The organism is Saccharothrix sp. 6-C, from assembly GCF_016695385.1.
In the GTDB taxonomy this organism is placed as follows: Bacteria; Actinomycetota; Actinomycetes; order Mycobacteriales; family Pseudonocardiaceae; genus Actinosynnema; species Actinosynnema texasense.
The window spans coordinates 8,924,740-8,946,989 of record NZ_CP064192.1 but is presented as its reverse complement, the minus strand read 5'-3'; the positions used below and the strand labels follow the sequence as shown (position 1 = coordinate 8,946,989).

The following is a 22,250-nucleotide window of genomic DNA, read 5'->3' as shown; positions in this document are numbered from 1 at the left end:
AGGCCGAAGCTAGGCGGACGCGGATTCCGTGGCGGCCTTGCGCACGGCCTCCGCGACCGCGGGCGCGACCGAGGTGTCGAACACGCTGGGCACGATGAACGACGCGTTGAGCCGGTCGCCGTCCACCACGTCGGCGATGGCGTTGGCCGCCGCGATCAGCATCGAGTCGGTGATCGTGCGCGCGTGGGCGTCGAGCAGGCCCCGGAACACGCCCGGGAACGCCAGCACGTTGTTGATCTGGTTCGGGAAGTCGCTGCGCCCGGTGGCCACGACGGCGGCGTGCTTCTGCGCCTCCATCGGGTCGATCTCCGGGTCCGGGTTGGCCAGCGCGAACACGATCGCGTCCTGGTTCATGGTGGCGACCTGCTCGGCGCCGAACAGGTTCGGGGCCGACACGCCGATGAACACGTCCGCGCCGACCAGCGCGTCCTTCAGCCGGCCGGTGACGTTGTCCTTGTTGGTCGACGCGGCGACGGACTTCAGGTTGTCGTCCAGGCCGGGCCGGTCGCGGTGCACGATGCCGTCGACGTCGACGGCCACCACGTCGCCGGGCTCCTGCTTGAGCAGCAGCCGGATGATCGCGCTGCCCGCCGCGCCGACCCCGCACACCACGACCTTGCAGTCGGTGATCTTCTTGCCGACCACGCGCAGGGCGTTGCGCAGCGCGCCGACCACGACGATCGCGGTGCCGTGCTGGTCGTCGTGGAAGACCGGGATGTCCAGCTTCTCGCGCAGCCGCGCCTCGATCTCGAAGCAGCGCGGCGCGGCGATGTCCTCGAGGTTGATGCCGCCGTAGACCGGCGCGATCAGCTCGACCGCGCGGATGATCTCCTCGGTGTCCTGGGTGTCCAGGCAGACCGGCCAGGCGTCGACGCCCGCGAACTTCTTGAACAGCGCCGCCTTGCCCTCCATCACGGGCAGCGCGGCGGCCGGGCCGATGTTGCCCAGGCCGAGCACGGCCGAGCCGTCGGTGACCACGGCGACCGTGTTGCGCTTGATGGTGAGGCGGCGGGCGTCGTCCGGGTTCTCCGCGATGGCCATGCAGACGCGGGCGACGCCGGGCGTGTAGGCGCGGGAGAGGTCGTCGCGGTTGCGCAGCGGCACCTTGGACGAGATCTCGATCTTGCCGCCGAGGTGGACCAGGAACGTCCGGTCGGACACCTTGCGGACCACGATCCCGGGCAGCAGCTCCAGGGTGTCGGTGATGTCCTTGGCGTGGTTGGCCGACAGCGCGTTGCAGGTGAGGTCGACGATCACCCGGTCCGTGTGCGACTCGACGACGTCGAACGCGGTGATCACGCCGCCCGCCCGGCCGACGGCCGAGGTCAGGTCGCCGGCGGCCGACGCCGACGGCGGGGCCTCCAGCCGGACGGTGATCGAGTAACCAGGGCCGGGGACCGGCATCGAACCTCCCAGAACAGCACAGCTCAAGAGGGATCGAGCGTAGTCCGGGCGGAAATACGGAACGCGCGCGGCTCGACGGCCGCGCGCGCCCGTGCTAGCGGTTGATCTCCGTCACGGGGTGGTGGTAGCCCAGCTCCTCGACGGGCAGCGGGAAGGTCACCGTGCCGAACGGGGACATCGCACCCTGCATGTCGCTGGCCAGCTCGGACACCGCGTACTTGCCGTCGGCGGGCGGCTCCGGCCAGTGCGGGTCGATGCGCTCGGGGCGGGCCTTGGCCACGGTTCCTCCTCGGTCGTGCCTTCGTCGCGACAAGTGTGCCTCATCGGCCCTGGTGGCGACGCGGGGTGCCCGGCCGGGAAAAGCGAGAGCCACGTCACGGGTGTGATCCCTACCCTCGTGCCGGTGAGCGACACGACGGCACTGCTCAACGTGGTCGACATCGAGGCCACGTGCTGGGCGGGCGACCCACCCCCCGGACAGGTCTCCGAGATCATCGAGATCGGCCTGACGACGGTCGACCTGGCGTCGGGCGAACGGGTCGGCAAGCACCGGGTCCTGGTCCGGCCGCGGCGCTCGTCGGTCAGCCCGTTCTGCACCGGGCTGACCGGCCTGACGCAGGCGGAGGTGGACGCGGGCGTCGACTTCGCCGAGGCGTGCCGGCAGCTGGCCGTCGAGCACCAGGCCGGTTCGAGGCCGTGGGCGAGCTGGGGCGACTACGACCGCAAGCAGTTCTCGCGGCAGTGCCGGGCGACCGGCGTGCCCTACCCGTTCGGGCGGCGGCACTGGAACGCGAAGCTGGTGTTCACCGGGGCGCACGGGCTGCGCAAGCGGCCGGGCATGGCGCAGGCCCTGGAGGTCGCCGGCCTGCCGCTGGAGGGCAGGCACCACTCGGGCGCGGACGACGCGTGGAACATCGCGGCCCTGGTCCTCCACCTGGCGGGGCGCGACTCCTGGCCGGCGGAGCCGACCACGACACCGGGCGACCGCCTCGGGTGAGCTTCCCGCCCCGCCGGCCGCGTCCCGATTTTCGCGGTCCCGGTTAATCTATTTCGCGACGACCACGCGCCGTTGAGCCGAAAGGTGCAGCAATCGCGACCGATCGGCAAGGCCGGGCCGGCGAAAGGAACCTTGCCGCCCCCGCTTCACCGCCGGTAAGCTTCGAGGTGCCGCCGCGAAATAGTCACCCAATTCCGTGCAACCCTGCCGCCGGCATTGACCGGCGAAACGGAAGGGAACTGTCGTGAGAATCCGTTCCTTCACCATTCGCGCGGCCTCTTCGCTCGTGGCGCTGTGCGCCATCGCGCTCACCGCGGTCGGCACCGCCGCCACCGCACCCGCCGCCACCGGGCCTGTTGCCGCCGCCAGCGCGCCCGCTTCCGCCACACCCCTCCCCACCACACCCGTGACCACCACGTCCCCCGCGCCGCCGGGCAAGGCCCACCTGCTGAACCCCAATTCGGGGCTGTGCCTCAACGTGAAGGGCTTCGGCAGCGAGCCGAGCTCCCGGACGGAAATCTGGAACTGCCTCGACCAACCGGCCGAATTGTGGGAACTGAACAGCAGCGGGCAGCTCTACAACCCGAACTCCGGATTGTGCTTGAACACGGTGGGCTACGGCGTCCTGGCGGGCACGCCGACGGAACTGTGGGCGTGCAACCCGAAGGTCGCGCTCTGGTCCTTCAACGGGGCCACCCTGATGCACAAGCAATCCGGTTTGTGCCTCAGCGTGGCCGGATTCGGCACCACCCCGGGCACGCCCACCGAAATCTGGTACTGCGCCGGCAACCCCGCCGAGAACTGGAAGTGGTGGCTCTAGCCGTCGGCTCGCGGGCGACCGCCGGCCCCGGCCGGGCGGTCGCGCCGCCGACGTGAACCGGAGTCGCACGACGGGCCCCGGCGGTCGGCATATACCGTGGTGAGGATGTCCGGCACGACCCTCGCCGAGTGGCTGCGGGCGCAGGACGACTCCGCGCTCGTGGCTCTGCTGCGCGCCCGGCCGGACCTGGCCACGCCCCCACCGGCGGACACGACCGTGCTCGCCACCCGCATCGGGTCGCGGGCTTCCGTGGCGCGGGCCTGCGAAGACCTCGACACGCTGACGCTGACCGTCCTCGAAGCGCTGCTCGTGCTCGACGCCGACCTCGCGCCGGTCGGCCGGACCGCCCTGCAGGAGCTGTTCGGCCCGACGGACATCAGCGGGCCCCTCGGCACGCTGCGCGCCCGTGCCCTGCTGTGGGGCGGCGACCACGCGCTGAGCACCCCGCCGGCCACCCGCGACGCGGTCAACCCGTTCCCCGGCGGCCTCGGCCGCTCGGTGCCGCGCCTGGCCACCGCCGACCTGGCCGACCTCGACCCCGACGAACTCCGGGTCCTGCAGACCCTCGCCGCCGGTCCGCCGGTCGGCCAGACCAAGGACGCCGCGCACGTCGTCTCCCTCGCCAACGCCCGGACGCCGATCCAGAAGCTCCTCGCCCGCGGCCTGCTGGTCCGGCGCGACGCGCAGACCGTCGAGCTGCCCCGCGAGATCGGCCTGAAGGTCCGGGGCGAGCACCCGCTCGGCGCGATCCGGACCACCGAGCCGCCGCTCACCACGTTCCGCCGCGACCCCTCCGACGTCGACCACACCGGCGGCGGCGAGGCGTTGGAGCTGTCCCGGCACGTCGAGACGCTGCTCAAGAGCTGGTCGGAGGACCCGCCGGCGGTGCTGCGGTCGGGCGGCGTCGGCGTGCGGGAGCTGCGCAAGCTCGCCAAGGACCTCGACGTGGACGAGCGGCGGGCCGCGCTGCTGGTCGAGCTGGTCGTCAACGCGGGCCTGGTCGCCGACACCGAAGGCGTCGAACCCGAGTGGGTGCCGACCACGCAGACCGACGCGTGGCTGGTCGCCGCGCCCGAGCACCGGTGGGCGACGCTGGCCCAGGCGTGGCTCGACCTGCCCCGCCTGCCGGGCCTGATCGGGCAGCGCGACGAGCGCGACCGGCTGCTCAACCCGCTGGCGCCGGAGCTGAACCGGCCGGGCGCGCCACGCGACCGCAAGCGCATCCTCGAAGCTCTGGCCGCCCTGGAGCCGGGCACCGCCGTGATCGACCCGGACGAGCTGGCCGCCGTGCTGGCGTGGCGCGCGCCCCGACGTGGCGGGCGGCTGCGCGACGAGCTGGTGCGCTGGACCGTCGACGAGGGCACGCGGGTCGGCGTCCTCGCGCACAACGCGATCACCGCGCAGGGCCGCACGCTGCTGGTCGAAGGGCCCGGGGCGGCGGCGAAGCGGCTGGGCGACGCGTTGCCGGCGCCGGTCGACCACGTGCTGGTGCAGGCCGACCTGACCGTCGTCGCGCCCGGCCGGCTGGACCCTGAGCTGGCCGACGAGATCGCGCTGGTCGCGGACGTCGAGTCGGCCGGCAGCGCCACGGTCTACCGGGTGCGGGAAGGCTCGGTGCGGCGCGCGTTCGACGCCGGGCGCAGCGCCGCCGAGCTGCACGAGCTGTTCCGGTCCCGGTCGCGCACACCGGTGCCGCAGTCGTTGACGTACCTGATCGACGACGCGGCCCGCAGGCACGGCCGGTTGCGGGGCGGCGCGGCCGGGTCGTTCCTGCGCTGCGACGACCCCGTGCTGGTCACCGAGGTGATGTCGCACGCGGCGGCCGAGCGGCTGGCGCTGCGCAAGATCGCGCCGACCGTCGTGGTCAGCCCGCTGCCGCTGGCCGAGGTGCTCGACGGGTTGCGCGACGCCGGGTTCGCGCCCGCCGCCGAGGGGCCGGACGGTCACGTGCTGGACCTGCGGGCCGGTGGTCGGCGGATCGCGGGCAAGGGGCGGCGCAGGCCCGTGCAGCCGAGCGTGCCGTCGGACGAGCAGCTGGGCGAGCTGGTGCTGCTCGTGCGGGCGGGCGACCGCGCCGCGACGACCACCGGCGGTGCGCGGGTGTCGGTGCCGGGTCACCTGGGCGCGGGACCGTCGGCCACGCTCGCGTTGCTGCAACGCGCGGCCCGGGAGGGGCGCAGCGTCCTGGTCGACTTCGTGGACGGCCACGGCACCGCCGCCCGCCGCGTGATCACCCCGCAGGTCGTGGGCGGTGGCGTGCTGGAAGGCGTCGACGTCAGCTACGGCGAGGTCCGCCGCTTCCCCCTGCACCGCATCACCTCCGCCGCCCTGGTCGAGGACGACGGCGCGTAATCCCCCGTTCGGCGCCGATGATCACCTGAACGGTGATCCCGGAACCCCTTAGCGTCGAATCGCGACGCCCGCGCACCACCCGCGCGTCGAACGGCCGGGCCACCCCCACCCGCTCGGGCAAGTCGAAGGGCGGCCTCCTACGAGGAGACCGCCCCTTCGGCCCCGGAGCCGACGGCCGTCGGGCACGTCGAAGGGCGGCCCCCGGAGGAGACCGCCCTACGGCGCGAAAGCCGTCTGATCAGCACGCGCGCGGCCCGACCCGGAGGTCGATCAGCCCGCGCGCACCGACATCCACTGGCGCATGGCGTGCTCGACCAACGTGATCAGCGTCTGCTTGGTCGACTGCCGGTTGCGCGCGTCGCAAGTCACTATCGGCACGGACTGGTCGATCGTGAGCGCTTCGCGGACGTCCTCGATGCGGTGGTGCAGCAGGCCGTCGAAGCAGTTGACCCCGACCACGTACGGCAACTGCCGGTCGTCGAAGAAGTCGATGGAGGCGAACGCGTCCGCCAACCGCCGTGTGTCCACCAGCACGATCGCGCCGATCGCGCCGCGCACCAGGTCGTCCCACATGAACCAGAACCGGTGCTGGCCGGGTGTGCCGAACAGGTACAGGATCAGATCCTGGTCGAGCGACACCCGACCGAAGTCCATGGCCACCGTCGTGGTGACCTTGTTCGGCGTCGCCGAGAGGTCGTCGACCCCGGCGCTGGCCTCGGTCATCACCGCTTCGGTGGTCAGCGGAACGATCTCCGACACGGAACCGACGAACGTAGTCTTGCCCACGCCGAAGCCACCGGCCACCACGATCTTCGCGGAGGTCGTCGGCTTCCGTTCGCCTTCGGCCGCGTTGGGGCTAGAGCCTGCGAAGCCCACTGAGCACCCTCTCAAGGAAATCAATGGACGGCTTGTCCCCGGTGATCAAGCCGCCCTGATGAATCAAAACCAAACCCATGCTCGCCATGTCGCCGATCAGCACCCGGGCCACGCCGAGCGGTAGCCGGAGGTGGGCGGCGATCTCGGCCACCGACCTGGTGTCGGTGCACAGCCCGCAGATCGACCGGTGTTCGGGGAGCACCGCCGCGTCGCGTTCGAGACCGCGTTCGCTGGTGGACACCAGCGCCTCGATCGCGAGGTCGTAGTCGGGCCGGGTCCGGCCACCGGTCCGGGTGTACGGGCGGACCAGCGACCCGGACTCCGCGGCGGGGTTCTCCTCGCGCCGCACGACCGGCTGCGGACCGGTCGCGTACGGCACCTGTTCCGGCACGCTGTCCGGCAGGCCGTGGGCGCCGAACAGATCGGCTCCCGGGCCGCCGAACAGGCCGCTGCCGTACCCGTCGATGTCGAACCGGTTGGGAACGTCGTCGTAGTCGTACGACGAGTCGTCAACCTCACGCTGAGACATATCGCCTTGCCCCTGCCCTGTGCCTTCGACCCGTGGCCGCTGCGCCTGCTCCGCCCGGCGGCCTCGCCACGAGTTGGGTGCGTCCTCGGCTTCCTCGTCCTGTGCGAGGTCGGCATCCGGCTCAGCGAATCGGAAGCCGCCGACCGCCCACTCCTGGTAGTCGAAGTTCCTACCGAAGCGTCGGCCGCCGGCGCCAGATCGTTCAGCCATTTACCTTCACCCCCACGATCTCATGAGGATCTACCGCCGAACCACGCCCTGGAGCTGCGCGCGCAGCTCCGGGGTCAGCTGTTGGCCCACGCGCTCGACCAGCAACGTCATCTCGTACGCGACGAGGCCGATGTCGCAGTTCGGGGCCGCGAGCACCGCGAGGCACGACCCGTCGCTGATCGACATCAGGAACAGGTAGCCCCGTTCCATCTCGACCACGGTCTGGTTGACCGTGCCCGCCTCGAAGCACCGTGCCGCGCCCGCGGTGAGGCTCACGAGCCCGGATGCCACGGCGGACAGCTGTTCGGCGCGGTCGCGGGGCAGACCCTGCGAGCCGGCGAGCAATAGCCCGTCCGCCGACACGACCACGGAATGTGCCACACCGGGAACCCGGCGCACGAAGTCGGTGATAAGCCAACCAAAGCTGCCTGGCTGAGCTGCGGTCGTCACTCCTGCTCCTCGTCTTGCCGGCTCGACATGTCACCAGCGTAAGCGTCGATCAAAGCGTGTCGCCCTCGATGGACGCCCTGCTGAAGACTCGACATGCGTCCACGGATCGCGTCAGCCGATCGTGGTGGCAGCGGGGGCCGCTGCGGTTGCCGCTCCGAGGCCGACGGCTTCGGTGCGGCGGATCCCGGCACAAGCTGAGCCTTGGGCACCCGCTTGGGCAACCCCGCCTGTGTCGTGGTCTCGGGTGCCTTGTTCAGCAAGGCCTGTGCCGCCTGCCAACCCTCGTCGGCGGGGGACTCCCACACCGACTCGGCGGCGGGTGCGGCCGGCTCGGGTTCGGCGACCGGTTCCGGCTCGGTCACGCGGGACACCTCCGCGGCGCGCTTGGGCAGGTTGGTGGGCGATCCGGGCTGCCGCTTGGGCAGCCCGCCCTCGGTCAGACTAGTGCCCTCGGCGCGACCGGACGTCGTCTCGCCCCGCTGGGGCGCCGAACCGCCGTCCGACTCGTGCTTGGGCTGGGCGTTGTGGCCCGTGTCGAGCAGGCCGCCGCGCGGCGGCAGCGGGTCCGCGGACGTGGTCGGCGCGACCGGCGGGATCGGGCGCGGCCGGCGGGTCGGCAGCGCCGAACCGACGGGCACGGCCGGTTCCGGCTCGGCCGGCGCCGGTGGCACCGCCTGCGCGGTCGCCGCCGACGTCTCGCTGCCCACGGCCTGGAACCACTGCGAGAGGACCGCCTCGTAGATCGGCAGCCGCTCGGTCGGCGCGTCCAAGTCGCGGTCGACCTCCCTGGCCGCGGGCGCGACCCGCGGTGCGGAGCCGTTGCGGTGCGCGGGCTCCGGTTCCGGCACGTGCGCCGGTTCGGGCTCCGGCTCGGGCTCGGGCTCGGGCTCGACGAGGAAGCCGCTGTCCAGCGGCGCGAACTGGGTGGTCTCGAAGCCGTGCTCGTAGTCCGAGTCGTGCTCGGAGCGGTCCTCGTAGGCGGTGAACAGGGTCGGTTCGCCGAACGAGCCCACCGGCTCCCGGTCGTCCACGTCGCGCTCGTCGGCCGTCCGCAGCCACGGCTGCGACACCTCGGCGGAGGTCTCCGCGGGCGCCTGCCCGAACGTCGGCGTCTCGCCGAAGGCGGGCACGCGGGCCGGGTCCTGCTCGCCCTGGCCCTGCACGAAGCTCACCGGGAACGCGGGCTCGTCCTCCACCCGCGGGATGCTCGGGAAGCTCGCGTCGTCGTCCAGGCGGGACATGGTGCCGGTGCCGAACGCGCCGGCGATGCCGGACGCGCGCTGCGCCGTCGTCCCGAACCCGGACTCGCCGAACCCGGCGCCATCGCCGAAGCCGTTGGCGTTGGCGTCGCCGAAACCGGAGTCGCCGAACGCCGCGGCGGGCTCGGCGCCCATCGGGGAGCCCATCGCGCCCGGCGAGGCGACCAGCGTGTCCGGCACGAGCACGAGCGCGGTGGTGCCGCCCTCGATGTCCTCGTTGGACCGCAGGCGCACCTTGATGTCGTGCCGCTTGGCCAGCCGCGCGACCACGTACAGGCCCATCCGGCGGGACACCGCGACGTCCACGTCCGGCGGGTCGGCCAGCCGCTCGTTGGCGTCGGTGATCTCCTGCTCGCCCATGCCGACGCCGCGGTCCTGGATCTCGATCGCCAGCTCGCCCTTGCGGGTGCGGGCGGTGCGCACGGTGACCTTCGTCACCGGGTCGGAGAACGCCGTCGCGTTGTCCAGCAGCTCCGCGATCAGGTGCACGAGGTCGTTGACCGCGCGGCCCTGGACGGTGAGCTCCGGGGTCTGGCCGACCTGCACGCGGGCGTACTGCTCGACCTCGGACACCGCTGCGCCGAGCACCTCGGCCGCCGGGACCGGGCGGGTCAGCCGCCGGGACAGGTCCGTGCCGGACAGCACCAGCAGGTTCTCGCTGTTGCGCCGCATGCGGGTGGCGAGGTGGTCCAGCTCGAACAGGCTGGCCAGCTGGTCGGGGTCCTGCTCGTCCTGCTCCAGCCGGTCGATCAGGTTCAGCTGGCGCTCGACCAGCGCCTGCGAGCGGCGGGACAGGTTGACGAACATCGAGTTGACGTTGTCGCGCAGCAGGGCCTGCTCGGCGGCCAGCCGCACGGCCTCGCCGTGCACCGCGTCGAACGCCCGCGCCACCTGGCCGACCTCTTCGCGGGTGGTGATCGGCACCGGCGCGATGGCCGTCTTCGCCGCTTCCTGCGGGTTCGGGTCGGCGAGGATCCGGTTGACCGCCTCGGGCAGGCCGCGGTCGGCGACCGCGAGCGCGGTGCGGCGCAGCGTGCGCAGCGGGTTGAGGATCGAGCGGGCCACGAACAGCGCCATGACCAGGGCCAGCAGCAACGCGCCCAGCACGATGCCGGAGTCGCGGAACGCGGCGGCGCGCGCCACGCCCGTCAGCTCGTCGGTCCGGTTCTGCAGCTGCTCCAGCAGCAGGTTCTCCACGTCCCGGGTGAGGTTCACGGTCAGCGTGGACGCGATGTCCCACTTCTCCGGGCGCAGCGACGTCATGGGCTTGCCGGCGGCGGCCAGGTTCAGCGCCGTCTCCTGCATGTCGTTCGCGGTGTCGACGATCAGACCCGTGACGGTGTCGTCGTAGATCTTGGCCTGGTCGGCGGTCGCGGACTTGCGGAAGTCGTTGCGGGCCGCGTCCAGCTCGGCGTTCGCGGCCAGCAGCTGGCGCTCCTGGCCCGGGCCGAACACGCCGCCCTGGAAGACGTCGAGCATGATGCCGCGCTTGCGCGACTCCTGCTCCTTGATGCGGGCGATCGCGTTGGTCGCCAGGTGCAGCCGCACCAGCTCGGGCTCGTTGATGCCCGCGATGGCCTGCTCGCCGAGGTCGAGGAGGCTCTCCACGGACTCGGAGTAGGTGCGCATCACGGCCTCGGACGGGTACTGCGTCTCGCGGACCGCGTTGCGGAGGCTGTTGAGCCGGTTGAGCTGGCTGGACGCCCGGCGGAACCGGGTCACCACCTCGTCGTCGAGGTCGGCGCTGAGGTCCACGATCTTGGCGTTGAGGGCCTGCACGGTGTCCTCGACGCGGCGCAGCTGCCGGTCGAGCACCACGCGGTCGAGCTCTTTGCCGGACGCCACGTGGCTCGCGCTCAGGTCGCGTTCGCGTTGCAGCTGCTGCACCAGGTCGGCGACCGCCGACTCCAGCTGGATCTGGTTCGCGAGCCTGTTGAGGTCGGCCGCGTCGGCGAGGTCGGAGTTCACGCGCAGGCCGCCGAGTGCCACCGCGGCGATGGTCGGGATCAGCAGGACGGCCGTCAGCTTGGTGGGCAGCCGCCAGTTGCGCAGGCGCCAGCCGGCCGTGCGAGCCGAGCCGGCCCGGCCGGCCGTGGTCGCACCGGTCTTCGTCGGCCCCGTTTGCTCGGTCACCGTTCCATCACTCAGCGCAGTCAGTCCGTCACCCGTTCCGGGCCTTTCGGAGCGCGGTGTAAACCCCACGCCTGACTGGCTGGGACCTCTCTCTCGACGGGCCACCCTGGGCTTCCTCTTCCGGCAGCAGTGGTTCCGGCCTCTCCCCCGCGGACCGAAGCATGGACTCGAATTCGGGCCGAATTGCAGCACAGGAGCGGTGGTGCCGGCTAGTCACCCCCACCCCGCGCGGGGACACGACGGTCTGCGACGACCTGTGCCACCAGCCGGGGAGCGTAGTGCTCGTCCCCAGCCCCGGGGAAGACTCCGGAAGCACTCACCGTATCGGAGCAGGGCTGTCGTTTCATACCTCTGGGTGGTTACCATCCCGGGCATCGACAAGTGCGTCGACAAATTCGTTGATCAAAAAGACCCCGCTCTCGAGGTCATCCCGGCGAGAGGTGCCATGCCTACCCCAGCGCGTGTTCTGCGACGTGCGGCAGCGTTGTTCGCTTGTGCCGCCACCTTGACGGCGTGCGGACTGATCCCCGGCACCGACGGGAACAGCCGCCCCGACGTGGAACGCAACACACTGCGCATCGGTGTGCTGCCGGTGGTGGACGTGGCGCCGCTGCGCCTGGCGTTCAACAACAAGTTGTTCGAGAAGGCCGGGCTGCAGGTGCAGCTGGTGCCGTTGAACAACGAGGTCGAGGGCATCAAGCAGCTCGACACCACGCTCGACCTGACCTGGGCGACGCACGTCACGCTGTTCCGCAGCTACGCCGAGCAGACCCCGCTCCAGCTGCAGGGCGAGGCGTACCAGGCGGGCGCGAACACCATGGCGCTCGTCACCCTCGACCCGGACTACGACAGCCCCGGCAAGCTCGCCAACCCGCGCATCGCCGTGCCGTCCGTCGGCGACGTCGGCGCGCTGACCACGAAGGCCGTGCTCAAGACGGCGGGCGTGGAGAAGCAGCGGATCAGGCTGTCCGAGATGCCGTTCGAGCAGATGGTCACCGCGATGCAGGCCAAGCAGGTCGACGCGGCGTGGATGACCGAGCCGTACATCACCCAGGCCCAGGCCGGCGCCGGCGCGCGCATCCTCACCGACACGGCCGTCGGCCCGACCAAGGACTTCCCCATGTCCGGGTACGCGTCGAGCAAGAAGTTCGCCGACGGCAACCCGCGCACGCTGGCCCTGTTCCGGCAGGTCCTGCGGGACGCGCAGGAGGCGGCGTCCAACGACAAGCTGTCCGTGCAGAACGCGCTGACCGGCTACATGGACGTCGACCAGCAGACCGCGGCGCTGGTGTCGGTGGGCACGTTCCCGCTGTCGCTGAACCCGGTCCGGTTGCAGCGCGTCGCCGACATGATGGACACCGAAGAGGTGCTGCCCGAGCGCTTGGACGTCGGCGGGTTGTTGCCGCCTGGAACCACCAACTGACACACGGTCAGCGAAATCCCGTGCGTTAGGGGGCCTTCCCATTGCGGAAGGCCCCCTTTTTCTTTGATTTTCCGCGTCGGTTGGAACTCGATCCGGCGACGGCCGCGTCTCGGCGCTGTCGTGATCAGGCTTGCGTCAAGCAGATCGTCGTCGCGGGCTGTGAGTAAACGGTCACGGTGTCGCCACTCTCGCACTCGTTCTCGTCCGCTCGACCCGTCACGACCTTGCCCACCTTGTACGAGGCGCTCGAATCGCAGGTCACCTTGGTCGTTTTGGCGGCGGCAATCGAGGACTCCTCCTTGAAGCAGTCGCCCTCGGCGGCGTTGAGCATCAGGCACAGCTTGAAGCCGTTGCTGCGCCGTCCGCCACTGTCGGAGTACTCGGCGTAGTCGCCGTCCGGGCAGGAGTCGGCGCTGCTGTCCAGCTTGGCGGCGACCTTGAAGGCCGCCTCGGCCGAGGAGCACTCGATCTTCTCGACGTCGGCGTCGGTCACGGAGGCCGAGACGACCTTGATGCAGTCGCCCTCCTCCGCTCCCGCGGGACCGGTGAGGCCGGCGATGACGCCCGCGACCACGATGCCCACGACACCCAGCACCACCACCGCGACCAGCGCTTTCGCGCCGCGCGAGGTGCCCTTGGCGGGCGGGGGCGGGAACTGCTGGGGGTAGGCGGGCTGACCCGGCTGACCGAACTGGCCCGGCTGACCGAACTGACCGGGCTGGCCCGGGTACTGCGTCTGGCCGGGGTACTGGGCTTGACCGGGGTACTGGGCCTGGCCGGGGTACTGGGCCTGGCCGGGGTACTGGGCCTGGCCGGGGTACTGGGCCTGGCCGGGGTACTGGGCTTGACCGGGGTACGGGGCCTGCTCGGGGTACTGGGGCTGCGCGTACTGGGGCGGCTGGCCCGGGTAGCCGGGCATCGGCTGGTAGCCGGGCCCCTGCTGCTGGTCACCGGGGACCTGCGGGTAGCCCGGCTGCGGCTGAGGCGGCTGCTGCGGGTCCGGCAGGCCGGGCGGTGGGGCCGGGAAGCCCTGCGGCGACGACGGTGGCCCCCAGCCAGGCTGCTGGGGCGGTGGGTAGCCGTGGGGCGGCTGGTCGGGTGGCGTGGTCACCTGGCGTTCCTCTCGACGTGCAACGAGCGGAACGTACCGTCGCGCGCCTCGGGGGCGCAGCGATTTCAGCCCTTGTCCGACACCCGGACCAGGCAGAACGTGACGACGGGCTCGACGTAGGTCAACTTCTGCCCGTTCGCGCACTCCACCGGCTCACGGGCGGCGCTCGTCACCCGGATCGCCTCGGCGGTCGTGCAGTCGACCCTCTTCATCCCCGACTCGCGGTCGCCCTGGTAGCAGGCCCCCTCCAGGAAGTTGGGGATCAGGCACAACGTGTCGGCGCGGGTGAAGATCGTGTACGGCGCGCCGCCCGTGGGGCACTGCGAGGCCTCGTCGACGACCTTGGCGACCCGCACGTTGGCGTCGGCGGCCCGGCAGTCCATCGGCCGGTACTTCGCGCCCTTCTCGGCCTTCTCGATGTGCGCGCAGACGCCCGGCTCGGTGCCCGCGGGCCCGCTGGTGAGCAGGGTGAACGCGAACGCGCCCGCCACCACGACCGCGACCGCCCCGATGCCCAACCCGATCTTCCGCATGGAACAGGGCATCGGCACGGTCGCGCGCCGGGTTGAGCGGGTTCACCCGCCAGTGGTCAGGTCAGGGCGACGGACGTCACAGCTCGGCGGGCGCCAGGCAGTACGTGACGGGCGGCTCCGGGTAGGCCATGCCCGCGCCGTCGGCACAGGCCTCCAGGTCGGTCGAGCCCTCGATGACCTTGGTCACCTTGATGGTCTCCGGCCCGGTGCACTGGGTCTTGACGAACCCGGTGCCCTCGTCGGGCTTGTAGCAGGAGCCCTCGGCCATGTTGGGCAGCAGGCACAGCTTGTAGCCGTCGCCGACGCCGCCCGCCGGCACGATCTCGGTGTAGAGGCCGTCCTCGGGGCAGGTGGCGTCGGTCGCGTCGAGGACCTTGCCCACCTTGTACGACGCCTGGTCGGCGGAGCAGTCCAGGGTGTCGACCTCGGCCCGGTTGTCGGTCTCGGCGGACACGCTCACGCAGTCGCCGGCCTCCGCGTTGGCGGGATCGCTGGTGAGGTAGCGCACGCCGTAGACGACGATGCCGATCAGCAGCACGACCAGCACGCCGATGAGGACCTTCCGGCCGCTGCCGCCGGACGTGCCGGTCTCGTTCACCGCCGGCGCCGCGGAGGCGGGCTCGACGGGGTCCGCGGCGGGCGCCGGGCGGGCGCCGGGCACCGCGGTGGGGCCGGCGGGCGTGACGGGCTCGTTGCCGGCCACCGGGCGCTCCCTGGCGCCGGCGCCGGGCTCGGGGGTGGCGCCGGCGGGTTCGGCGGAGCCGGCGCCCGTGCCCAGCCCGGACGACGCCGGGGTGGACAGCTCCCGCTCTTCGGCCGACGCGGCGGCGTCCCGCGAGGCCGCGATGCGGTCGGCGTCGGCGGGTGGCACGTCGGGACGCGCGGCGGGGTCGCCCGCGGCCCCGGCCGGCACGTCGTCGTCGGCGGGTCGACTCGGCTCGTTGCTCATGATCATCCTCGCTGGACGGGTGCGCGTGACGCCACAGAAGGTAGCGCCACGCGCACCGCGAGGTGGATCAGCCGCTCGCGGCCCGGCCGGTTCACCGGCGATCCGCCCGGGTCCGCGTCGTCACGGGCCCGCGTGCCCGCGAGGTGGAGCGGTTCTCACTCGTTCGGCGCGAAGCACATGGTCGTCTTCGGCTCGGGGAACGTCAGCGGCGAGGCGTCGGCGCAGGCGCTCTCGTCGGCGCTGCCCTTGACCAGCTTGACCAGCTTGAACGTGCCGGACTGGCCGCAGTCGACGGCCGGGTAGCCCATCTGCGTGGTGTTCTCCAGGTCGTAGCAGCTGCCCTCGACCAGGTTCGGCACCAGGCACAGCTTCGAGTCCGGGCCGCGACGGGCGGTCTCGGTGTACTCGTCGTAGTACTCGGTGGCGCACTTAGCCGTGGTGGAGTCGAGCACCTGGCCCACGGTGTAGTTGGCGTCGGCCGAGCCGCAGTCGACGGCCTTGTAGTCCGGCTTGGTGTTGGTGCCGGTCAGGCTGGCGCAGTCACCGGCCTTGGACTGGGCCGCGTCGCTGGTGAAGTAGTTGATGCCGTACACGACCACAGCGGCCACCGCGATACCGATGATCGCGGTGAGGATGCGCGCGACGATCCCCTTCTTCTTCGGCGCCGGCGGAACCTGCTGGGGCTGCGGGGCGTTCTGGTACTGCGGGGCGCCCTGGTACTGCGGACCGTTCTGGTACTGCGGTGCGGACGCGGGCATGTCCGTGCTCATGTGGACCTTCGTTCATCCGGGAGGGCCCCGTACGTCCGCGCGTAGGGTCGCGTGGTGGGGCGCAGGGACGCTATCGACTGCACCACTTCGGTGTGCACGGCTTTACCGAACCGAGTCCGTAAGCGTTGCGTGCGCGCCCGCGTACTGTCCGCTCTCGACTTGCACGCGGTATGCACACTTGAGGTACACCAAGCGACAGGAGCGCGCACCCGTGACCGACGGCCCTTTGATCGTCCAGTCGGACAAGACCTTGCTGCTGGAGGTCGAGCACCCGCTGTCGGACGACGCGCGCACCGCCATCGCGCCGTTCGCCGAGCTCGAACGCGCGCCCGAGCACGTCCACACCTACCGCATCACGCCGCTGGCGCTGTGGAACGCGCGTGCCGCCGGCCACGACGCCGAGCAGGTGGTCGACGCGCTGGTCCGGTTCTCCCGCTACCCCGTGCCGCAGCCGTTGCTGGTGGACGTGGTCGACACGATGGGCCGGTTCGGCCGGCTCCAGCTCGCCAACCACCCCGTGCACGGCCTGGTGCTGAACTCGCTCGACCGCGCCGTGCTGGAGGAGGTGCTCCGGCACAAGAAGGTCAAGCCGATGCTCGGCGCGCGCGTCGACGACGACACGGTGGTCGTGCACCCGAGCGAACGCGGCCGGCTCAAGCAGCTGCTGCTCAAGGTCGGCTGGCCGGCGGAGGACCTGGCCGGGTACGTCGACGGCGAGGCCCACCCGATCGACCTGGTCGAGGACGGCTGGAAGCTGCGCGACTACCAGCGGCTGGCCGCGCAGGCGTTCTGGGCGGGCGGCTCGGGCGTGGTCGTGCTGCCGTGCGGCGCGGGCAAGACGCTGGTCGGCGCGGCGGCCATGGCCGAGGCGGGCGCGACCACGTTGATCCTGGTCACGAACACCGTGGCCGGTCGGCAGTGGAAGCGGGAGCTGATCGCGCGGACCTCGTTGACCGAGGAGGAGATCGGCGAGTACTCCGGCGAGCGCAAGGAGATCCGGCCGGTCACGATCGCGACCTACCAGGTGATCACCCGCAAGTCGAAGGGCGAGTACAAGCACCTGGAGCTGTTCGACTCGCGGGACTGGGGCCTGATCGTCTACGACGAGGTGCACCTGCTGCCCGCGCCGGTGTTCCGGATGACCGCCGACCTCCAGTCGCGCCGCAGGCTCGGCCTGACCGCGACCCTGGTGCGCGAGGACGGCCAGGAGGGCGACGTGTTCTCGCTGATCGGGCCGAAGCGGTACGACGTCCCGTGGCGGGACATCGAGGCGCAGGGCTGGATCGCGCCCGCCGAGTGCGTCGAGGTGCGGGTGACGTTGACCGACAACGAGCGGCTCCAGTACGCCACGGCCGAGCCGGAGGAGCGGTACAAGCTGTGCTCCACGGCCCGGACGAAGCTGCCGGTGGTGAAGGCCATCCTGGAGCGGCACCCCGACGAGCCGACGTTGGTGATCGGGGCCTACCTGGACCAGCTGGAGTCGCTGGGCGAGGCGTTGGACGCGCCGATCATCCAGGGTTCGACGAAGAACAAGGAGCGCGAGGCCCTGTTCGACCGGTTCCGGCGGGGCGAGCTGCGGACGCTGGTGGTGTCGAAGGTGGCGAACTTCTCCATCGACCTGCCCGAGGCGTCGGTGGCCGTGCAGGTGTCGGGGACGTTCGGGTCGCGGCAGGAAGAGGCGCAGCGGCTCGGGAGGTTGTTGCGCCCCAAGGGCGACGGCCGCCAGGCGCACTTCTACTCGGTCGTGTCGCGGGACACCCTGGACACCGACTACGCGGCGCACCGGCAGCGGTTCCTGGCGGAGCAGGGCTACGCCTACAAGATCGTGGACGCGGACGACCTGCTCGGACCGAAGCTGCCCGAGGTCGGCTGAGCCGCTCGGCGCCGGGTCGGGTGAGCGGAGACGGTCGAGCGCTCGCTGGAAGGGCTCGACCACCTTCGCCGACCCCGGCTCAGGTCATGACGTACCGGGACGCCCTGACCCGACTGCGTGCCGGGGCGGACGAGCCCGAGGATTGTGCGGGCCGGGCCCGGAAGGCTATGAATGGAGTGGTGACCCCGATGAAGTTCCAGTGGCGCGTCTCCACCGTCGTCGGCGTGCGGGCCCGCTGACGTGACCCGGGTGGCGCCGTTACCCCGCTGGTGGATGTGGCGGCCGGAGGCCGACCTCGACGCGATCCGCCGGGCCGCGAAGCGGAAGCGGTTCTGGGCGCGGGTGGTCGAGTGGGACGTCGTGCTGGCGGCCGAGGCGCGGGACGTCGTGCACTGCGACCAGTTCACCGATTCCGCCCAACGCCGCCGCGCCGGCCGCCTGTGCGCCCACTTCGACGCCGTGCGCGACCTGGACGCGCGTCGGGTCGCGCAGGTGGAACAACTGCTCTGGCGCGCGTTGGTGGCGCTGCGCGACAGCCTGCCGATGCGGGCCGCCCTGCACCGCGAGACGAACCGCCCCGGCCTGGCCGCCGCGATCGCCGAGCCGACCCGCGAGCTGGCCGAGCTGGACCGCCGCCTCGACCAGTTCGAGTCGGCGTTGCGGATCGTCGCGGAGGAGTCGGACCCGGAGCTGACGCACAGCGCCCTGCGCCGGGTCGCCGCCCTGGACCCGCTCCACTGGTCAGCCCGCCCGCCGGGCCGCCCGCACGCCGAGCACGATCGCGCCGACGACGATGACGGCGCCGATCAGCTGCAGGCCCGGCGAGTCGTCGGCTCCCCCGGCCACGAAGGCGGCGAGGCCGAGGGCGAGGACCAGCACGGGGAGCACGTACTTCATGAGACCTCCTGAGGTATGACCACATCGATTATCACTCGAAACCTATCGAATTTCAATAAGCGTGGCGAGCGTCGGGACCGGCACGGCATCGCTTAGGGTCGCGTGGTGCTGGTCTACTCGATCCCGATGCGCACCCGGTTCCGCGGCATCACGGTGCGCGAGGGCGTGCTGCTGGAAGGGCCCGCCGGGTGGGGCGAGTTCTGCGCGTTCCTCGACTACGCCGACGACGAGTGCGCGCCGTGGCTCGCGTGCGCGCTGGAGGCCGCCGAGCAGGGGTGGCCCGCGCCGGTCCGGTCCGAGATCCCGGTGAACTGCACGGTTCCCGTCGTCTCCCCCGAACGCGCGCACGCCGTCGTCGCGGCGTCCGGCTGCGCCACGGCGAAGGTGAAGGTGGCCGATCCGGGCACGCCGCTCGCCGACGACCTGGCGCGCGTCGAGGCGGTGCGGGACGCGCTCGGGCCGGCCGGGGCGATCCGGGTGGACGCGAACATGGCGTGGGACGTGGACACCGCCGTCACCGCGATCCGCGAGCTGGCACGGGCGGCCGGGGGCTTGGAGTACGTCGAGCAGCCGTGCCGGTCGATCGAGGAGCTGGCGGCGGTGCGGCGGCGGGTCGACGTGCGGATCGCGGCGGACGAGTCGATCCGGCGCGCGGAGGACCCGTTGAAGGTGGCGGTGGCCGGCGCGGCGGACATCGCGGTGATCAAGGTCGCGCCGCTGGGCGGTGTGCGGCGGGCGTTGGCGGTGGCGGAGGCGTGCGGGTTGCCGTGCGTGGTGTCGTCGGCGGTGGAGACGTCGGTCGGGATGGCCGCCGGGTTGGCGCTGGCCGCCGCGCTGCCGGAGCTGGACTTCGCGTGCGGGCTGGCCACGTTGTCGTTGATGGACGGTGACGTGACCACCGACTCCCCGCGGCCGGTGAACGGCTACCTGCCCGTGCCCGCGCACCCGCCGGCACCCGACCGCTTCGCCGAGTTCGCCGCCGACGACGAGACCACCGCCCGCTGGCTGGCCCGCCTGGACCGGGTCCGGAACCTGACCTGACCGTCAGGTGGCCCGCAGGTCCGGCACGGGACAGGGCTCGGCGGTCCGGTTCGCCGCGCGGTCGACCAGTGCCCAGGCGGCTTCGTAGGCGCGTTGGACGAAGGTGCTGCCCGGTGTCGGCCCGGCGTTGGCCAGGGCGGCGAACGCGGTCGAGGTGGTGGGGCTGAAAGCGGCGAACGCGGTGCAGCCGCGGGTGCCGCCGGAGTGGACCAGCAGCTCGCGGTCCGCTCGGCGGCGCAGGTCCCAGAACAGGCACACGTCGTGGTCGCCCGCCGACGCGCGCGGCCGGGCGACTTCGGCGGCGGCCCGGCCCAGCGGCCCGGCGAAGGGCGGCAGGTGGGCGGTCAGGTAGCGCAGCAGGTCCAGCGCCGACGAGCGCAGCGCACCGGCGGCGGGCATGCCGGGTATCTCCCACGGCGGCCGGGGACGCCCCCTCAGGTGCCCGGTGACCTGCGCGGACGGCGTGCAGTCCGTGTCGGTCAGGCCCAGCGGGCGCAGCACGCGTTCGGCCAGCAGGTCGGCGAAGGGCCGGCCCGCCGCACCCGCCAGGGCCTCGCCCAGCAGCGCGCCGCCGAAGTTCGAGTAGCGGTAGCGGCCGGGCGCCCGGGACCGGGCGCGGCGCAGCGCGGCGGCGAAGTCGTCGGCGTCGAAGTCGCGGTAGGGGTTGGTGCGCCAGCGCGGCACCGCCCGCGACAGCAGCCCCGGTGGCAGGCGCGCCAGACCGGACGTGTGGGTGGCCAGGCGCTCCAGGGTGACGTCACGGCCCAGGTGCGGCGCCGCGCCCACCGGCAGGTGCCGCCGGACGGGGTCGGTCAGGCGCACCTCGCCCCGGCCGGCCATCTCGGCGAGCAGCAGGCCGGTGAACGTCTTGGTCAGCGAGCCCAGCTCGAAGCGGGTGTGCCCGGTGACGGGACGCGGCCCGCCGCGACCGGTCGTGCCGCCGACCAGGACCACCTCCCGGTCGCCCTGGCGGAGCGCGACCGCCACGGCCGTGGCGTCGGGCGCCGCGGCCGGCAGGTGCGCGACGAGGTCCTTCACGTGCCGAACAGCCGGGACAGGGTCAGCGTCCCGGCGATCGTGGCCACCACGGCGGTGTGCTGGTGGTCGTGGTACCGCTTGCGCGGGTCGTCGTCCACGGGGCCGGAGTCGCGGGGCAGGAACCCGTCAGCGTGCTGGGCTCGCGCGAACAGCTCCCACTCCGCCCGCTCGCACCGCGGCTCGGGCAGGCACGCCCCCACGATCAGCAGCTCGCCCAGCAGGTCCCACTGCTCGGCCTCGGCCCACACGTCGATCCACGCCGGCAGCCAGTTCTCCAGGTACTCGACCACGTCGGGCGGCAGGTCCCCGGGCAGCGCGCCCCAGTCGGTGAGGTGGAAGACGGTGTGGGTCATGTAGTAGGCGGTGTACCAGTCCAGCGCCCAGGGCTGCGGCGTGCGGCCGAGCCACGTCTGCCGGAGCATCATCACGAGGTCGTCGTCCCGGTGGACACCCAAGACGCGGTGGGCGTTGGCCACGGCCAGCCGGCGGTTGGGGAGGACTTCGGTCATGGAGTCCGCGACCGAGCACTGCGCGAGGACCTGCTCCAGTGCCTCGTGGCGCAGCCCGCTCCGGGCGTAGTGGACGTAGGTCTCCAGCGGGTCGGTGAGCAGCGCGTGCCGCAGCTGGCGCTCGTAGAGCAGGTCGCCCTCGTGCATCTGCTTCCACGAGAAGTCCAGCAGTTCGCTCGCGGCCCGCTGCTCGGCCGTGCCGGCCACTCCCTCGCGCAGCACCAGCGACGACGCCAGCCCCAGCTCGCACAGCGGCTTGTACGCCTCGTCGGGGTCGTTGAGGTCGGCGATGGCGGCGTCGTCCTCGAACGCGCCCAGCTCGTGGTTGGCGTGCAACCAGCCCAGCGCGCCCGCCGCGACGTCGTGGGCGACGTGGACGACGGTGGTCATGCCGCACCCACCAGGTGGCGGGCGACGGTCAGGTCGAGCAGCCGGCGCGGTTCCGAGCCGACCCGCAGCGCGACGTGGTCGACCAGCGTCACCGGGTCCACCGGCAGCCGGACGCCGGCGGCGTGCACGAGGGCGACCCACCGGGTCAGGCGGCTCGCGGTGCCGAAGTCCCGGCGCAGCACGGTCCGCAGCACGCCCCGGCACAGGGCCAGGGGCTGGGCGGCGACCGCGTCCACCACGGGTCCGGTCGCACCGGGGTGCGCCAGGGAGGACAGCTGGGCCACCGCGACCGACCAGCCCGCCCACCGCTCGGGCGAGCCCAGCACGGCGGCCGCGTCGTCGGGCACCGTGACGGCCCGGTCGCCGGTGAGGGCGGCCAGCAACCGGGCGGTGGACCAGTCGTGCCACGCCATGATCCGCTGCTCCGGCGCGGCCGGTTCGGCGATCGGGGGGAAGACCTCGAAGGACGCGGCGACCACCTCCGCGTCCCGCGCGGTCAACGGGCAGTTCAGCACCACGTGCGGCAGGAAGACGTCCGCACCCACCAAGCGGACCGCGCCGAGCCCGGCTGTCGGGTCGGCGCACGAGTCGAGGAAGTCGGCCAGACCCACTCCACCGGTTCCACTCAGTGCGCCGAGCACCCGATCAGCCAGGTTCGCGGCGTCACGTGCACAGGACGACGCGTC

General features: G+C 72.3%; 21 protein-coding genes. 8 read left to right on the top strand and 13 right to left on the bottom strand.

From position 1 onward, the window contains the following. Positions 1 to 9: 9 nt before the first annotated feature. On the bottom strand, positions 10 to 1,404 hold the full coding sequence (locus IOD16_RS39305) for an NAD-dependent malic enzyme (RefSeq protein ID WP_201438329.1): 1,395 nt from the start codon (positions 1,402 to 1,404) through the stop codon (positions 10 to 12). 94 nt (positions 1,405 to 1,498) lie between these two features. Further along, a complete protein-coding gene (locus tag IOD16_RS39300) occupies positions 1,499 to 1,684 on the bottom strand; it encodes a hypothetical protein (RefSeq protein WP_123744367.1) in 186 nt (61 codons plus the stop codon). A gap of 123 nt (positions 1,685 to 1,807) precedes the next feature. On the opposite strand from IOD16_RS39300, the gene IOD16_RS39295 reads away from it, so the two are divergent. The 3 genes from IOD16_RS39295 (at position 1,808) to IOD16_RS39285 (ending at position 5,573) form a co-directional block, all read left to right on the top strand. Continuing rightward, complete coding sequence (locus tag IOD16_RS39295) at positions 1,808 to 2,401, top strand: 3'-5' exonuclease (protein ID WP_236594640.1); 594 nt, start codon at positions 1,808 to 1,810, stop codon at positions 2,399 to 2,401. A 244-nt stretch (positions 2,402 to 2,645) separates the two neighbouring features. Beyond that, the gene (locus IOD16_RS39290) at positions 2,646 to 3,221 is read left to right on the top strand and encodes an RICIN domain-containing protein (RefSeq protein WP_201438328.1); all 576 of its coding nucleotides are present in this window, start codon (positions 2,646 to 2,648) and stop codon (positions 3,219 to 3,221) included. 105 nt (positions 3,222 to 3,326) lie between these two features. Beyond that, positions 3,327 to 5,573: a helicase-associated domain-containing protein gene (locus tag IOD16_RS39285; RefSeq protein ID WP_201438327.1), complete on the top strand. Its 2,247-nt coding sequence runs from the start codon at positions 3,327 to 3,329 to the stop codon at positions 5,571 to 5,573. Between the two features lie 270 nt (positions 5,574 to 5,843). Here the strand turns inward: IOD16_RS39285 and IOD16_RS39280 are convergent, their stop codons facing one another. From IOD16_RS39280 to IOD16_RS39265, 4 genes are read right to left on the bottom strand one after another with little or no spacing between them, the layout of a single operon-like run. Further along, the gene (locus tag IOD16_RS39280; RefSeq protein ID WP_053718648.1) at positions 5,844 to 6,449 is read right to left on the bottom strand and encodes a GTP-binding protein; all 606 of its coding nucleotides are present in this window, start codon (positions 6,447 to 6,449) and stop codon (positions 5,844 to 5,846) included. Beyond that, positions 6,430 to 7,188 carry a DUF742 domain-containing protein gene (locus tag IOD16_RS39275; RefSeq protein WP_236594639.1) on the bottom strand — a complete coding sequence of 253 codons (759 nt, stop codon included), beginning with the start codon at positions 7,186 to 7,188 and terminating at the stop codon, positions 6,430 to 6,432. Before IOD16_RS39275 ends, IOD16_RS39280 begins: the two co-directional genes overlap by 20 nt. Before the next feature lie 30 nt (positions 7,189 to 7,218). Further along, positions 7,219 to 7,638, bottom strand: a complete 420-nt coding sequence (locus IOD16_RS39270) for a roadblock/LC7 domain-containing protein (protein WP_033442969.1) — start codon at positions 7,636 to 7,638, stop codon at positions 7,219 to 7,221. Continuing rightward, positions 7,635 to 11,030, bottom strand: coding sequence for a sensor histidine kinase (locus IOD16_RS39265; RefSeq protein WP_236594638.1), 3,396 nt, complete (start codon positions 11,028 to 11,030; stop codon positions 7,635 to 7,637). Before IOD16_RS39265 ends, IOD16_RS39270 begins: the two co-directional genes overlap by 4 nt. Positions 11,031 to 11,586: 556 nt before the next feature. Here IOD16_RS39265 and IOD16_RS39260 point away from each other — a divergent pair. Further along, the gene (locus IOD16_RS39260) at positions 11,587 to 12,453 is read left to right on the top strand and encodes an ABC transporter substrate-binding protein (RefSeq protein WP_236594637.1); all 867 of its coding nucleotides are present in this window, start codon (positions 11,587 to 11,589) and stop codon (positions 12,451 to 12,453) included. Between the two features lie 124 nt (positions 12,454 to 12,577). Here the strand turns inward: IOD16_RS39260 and IOD16_RS41170 are convergent, their stop codons facing one another. The 4 genes from IOD16_RS41170 to IOD16_RS39240 all read right to left on the bottom strand — a co-directional run bounded on the left by IOD16_RS41170 (position 12,578) and on the right by IOD16_RS39240 (position 15,816). Then, a complete protein-coding gene (locus tag IOD16_RS41170; protein WP_201438325.1) occupies positions 12,578 to 13,564 on the bottom strand; it encodes an LppU/SCO3897 family protein in 987 nt (328 codons plus the stop codon). A 65-nt stretch (positions 13,565 to 13,629) separates the two neighbouring features. Then, entirely contained in the window at positions 13,630 to 14,097 is a 468-nt protein-coding gene (locus IOD16_RS39250; protein ID WP_123744373.1) for an LppU/SCO3897 family protein, read from the bottom strand. Between the two features lie 76 nt (positions 14,098 to 14,173). Beyond that, positions 14,174 to 15,046, bottom strand: coding sequence for an LppU/SCO3897 family protein (locus IOD16_RS39245; protein WP_201438324.1), 873 nt, complete (start codon positions 15,044 to 15,046; stop codon positions 14,174 to 14,176). Positions 15,047 to 15,201: 155 nt separating this feature from the next. After that, a complete protein-coding gene (locus IOD16_RS39240) occupies positions 15,202 to 15,816 on the bottom strand; it encodes an LppU/SCO3897 family protein (protein WP_201438323.1) in 615 nt (204 codons plus the stop codon). 211 nt (positions 15,817 to 16,027) lie between these two features. Between IOD16_RS39240 and IOD16_RS39235 the strand changes: the two genes are divergently transcribed. The 4 genes from IOD16_RS39235 to IOD16_RS39220 all read left to right on the top strand — a co-directional run bounded on the left by IOD16_RS39235 (position 16,028) and on the right by IOD16_RS39220 (position 19,627). Next, complete coding sequence (locus tag IOD16_RS39235; RefSeq protein ID WP_201438322.1) at positions 16,028 to 17,689, top strand: DNA repair helicase XPB; 1,662 nt, start codon at positions 16,028 to 16,030, stop codon at positions 17,687 to 17,689. Positions 17,690 to 17,775: 86 nt separating this feature from the next. Further along, positions 17,776 to 17,928, top strand: coding sequence for a hypothetical protein (locus IOD16_RS39230; RefSeq protein WP_201438321.1), 153 nt, complete (start codon positions 17,776 to 17,778; stop codon positions 17,926 to 17,928). 10 nt (positions 17,929 to 17,938) lie between these two features. Further along, positions 17,939 to 18,598, top strand: coding sequence for a hypothetical protein (locus tag IOD16_RS39225; protein WP_201438320.1), 660 nt, complete (start codon positions 17,939 to 17,941; stop codon positions 18,596 to 18,598). 93 nt (positions 18,599 to 18,691) lie between these two features. Then, a complete protein-coding gene (locus tag IOD16_RS39220) occupies positions 18,692 to 19,627 on the top strand; it encodes an o-succinylbenzoate synthase (RefSeq protein ID WP_201438319.1) in 936 nt (311 codons plus the stop codon). A 3-nt stretch (positions 19,628 to 19,630) separates the two neighbouring features. On the opposite strand, the gene IOD16_RS39215 is transcribed toward IOD16_RS39220, so the two are convergent. The 3 genes from IOD16_RS39215 to IOD16_RS39205 are packed head-to-tail and all read right to left on the bottom strand — an operon-like array spanning position 19,631 to position 22,175. Then, positions 19,631 to 20,665 carry a serine hydrolase domain-containing protein gene (locus IOD16_RS39215; RefSeq protein ID WP_201438318.1) on the bottom strand — a complete coding sequence of 345 codons (1,035 nt, stop codon included), beginning with the start codon at positions 20,663 to 20,665 and terminating at the stop codon, positions 19,631 to 19,633. Further along, positions 20,662 to 21,564, bottom strand: a complete 903-nt coding sequence (locus IOD16_RS39210; RefSeq protein WP_201438317.1) for a DUF6895 family protein — start codon at positions 21,562 to 21,564, stop codon at positions 20,662 to 20,664. Before IOD16_RS39210 ends, IOD16_RS39215 begins: the two co-directional genes overlap by 4 nt. After that, positions 21,561 to 22,175 carry a hypothetical protein gene (locus IOD16_RS39205; RefSeq protein ID WP_201438316.1) on the bottom strand — a complete coding sequence of 205 codons (615 nt, stop codon included), beginning with the start codon at positions 22,173 to 22,175 and terminating at the stop codon, positions 21,561 to 21,563. The genes IOD16_RS39210 and IOD16_RS39205 overlap by 4 nt, the downstream gene beginning before the upstream one ends. Positions 22,176 to 22,250: the final 75 nt, after the last annotated feature.

Bases quoted from the DNA above. Each gene is read 5' to 3' on its own strand.
- IOD16_RS39250 (WP_123744373.1), bottom strand. From the start codon at position 14,097: ATGCGGAAGATCGGGTTGGGCATCGGGGCGGTCGCGGTCGTGGTGGCG.
- IOD16_RS39240 (WP_201438323.1), bottom strand. From the start codon at position 15,816: ATGAGCACGGACATGCCCGCGTCCGCACCGCAGTACCAGAACGGTCCG.
- IOD16_RS39210 (WP_201438317.1), bottom strand. From the start codon at position 21,564: ATGACCACCGTCGTCCACGTCGCCCACGACGTCGCGGCGGGCGCGCTG.
- IOD16_RS39285 (WP_201438327.1), top strand. From the start codon at position 3,327: ATGTCCGGCACGACCCTCGCCGAGTGGCTGCGGGCGCAGGACGACTCC.
- IOD16_RS39230 (WP_201438321.1), top strand. From the start codon at position 17,776: ATGACGTACCGGGACGCCCTGACCCGACTGCGTGCCGGGGCGGACGAG.
- IOD16_RS39275 (WP_236594639.1), bottom strand. From the start codon at position 7,188: ATGGCTGAACGATCTGGCGCCGGCGGCCGACGCTTCGGTAGGAACTTC.
- IOD16_RS39305 (WP_201438329.1), bottom strand. From the start codon at position 1,404: ATGCCGGTCCCCGGCCCTGGTTACTCGATCACCGTCCGGCTGGAGGCC.
- IOD16_RS39245 (WP_201438324.1), bottom strand. From the start codon at position 15,046: ATGAGCAACGAGCCGAGTCGACCCGCCGACGACGACGTGCCGGCCGGG.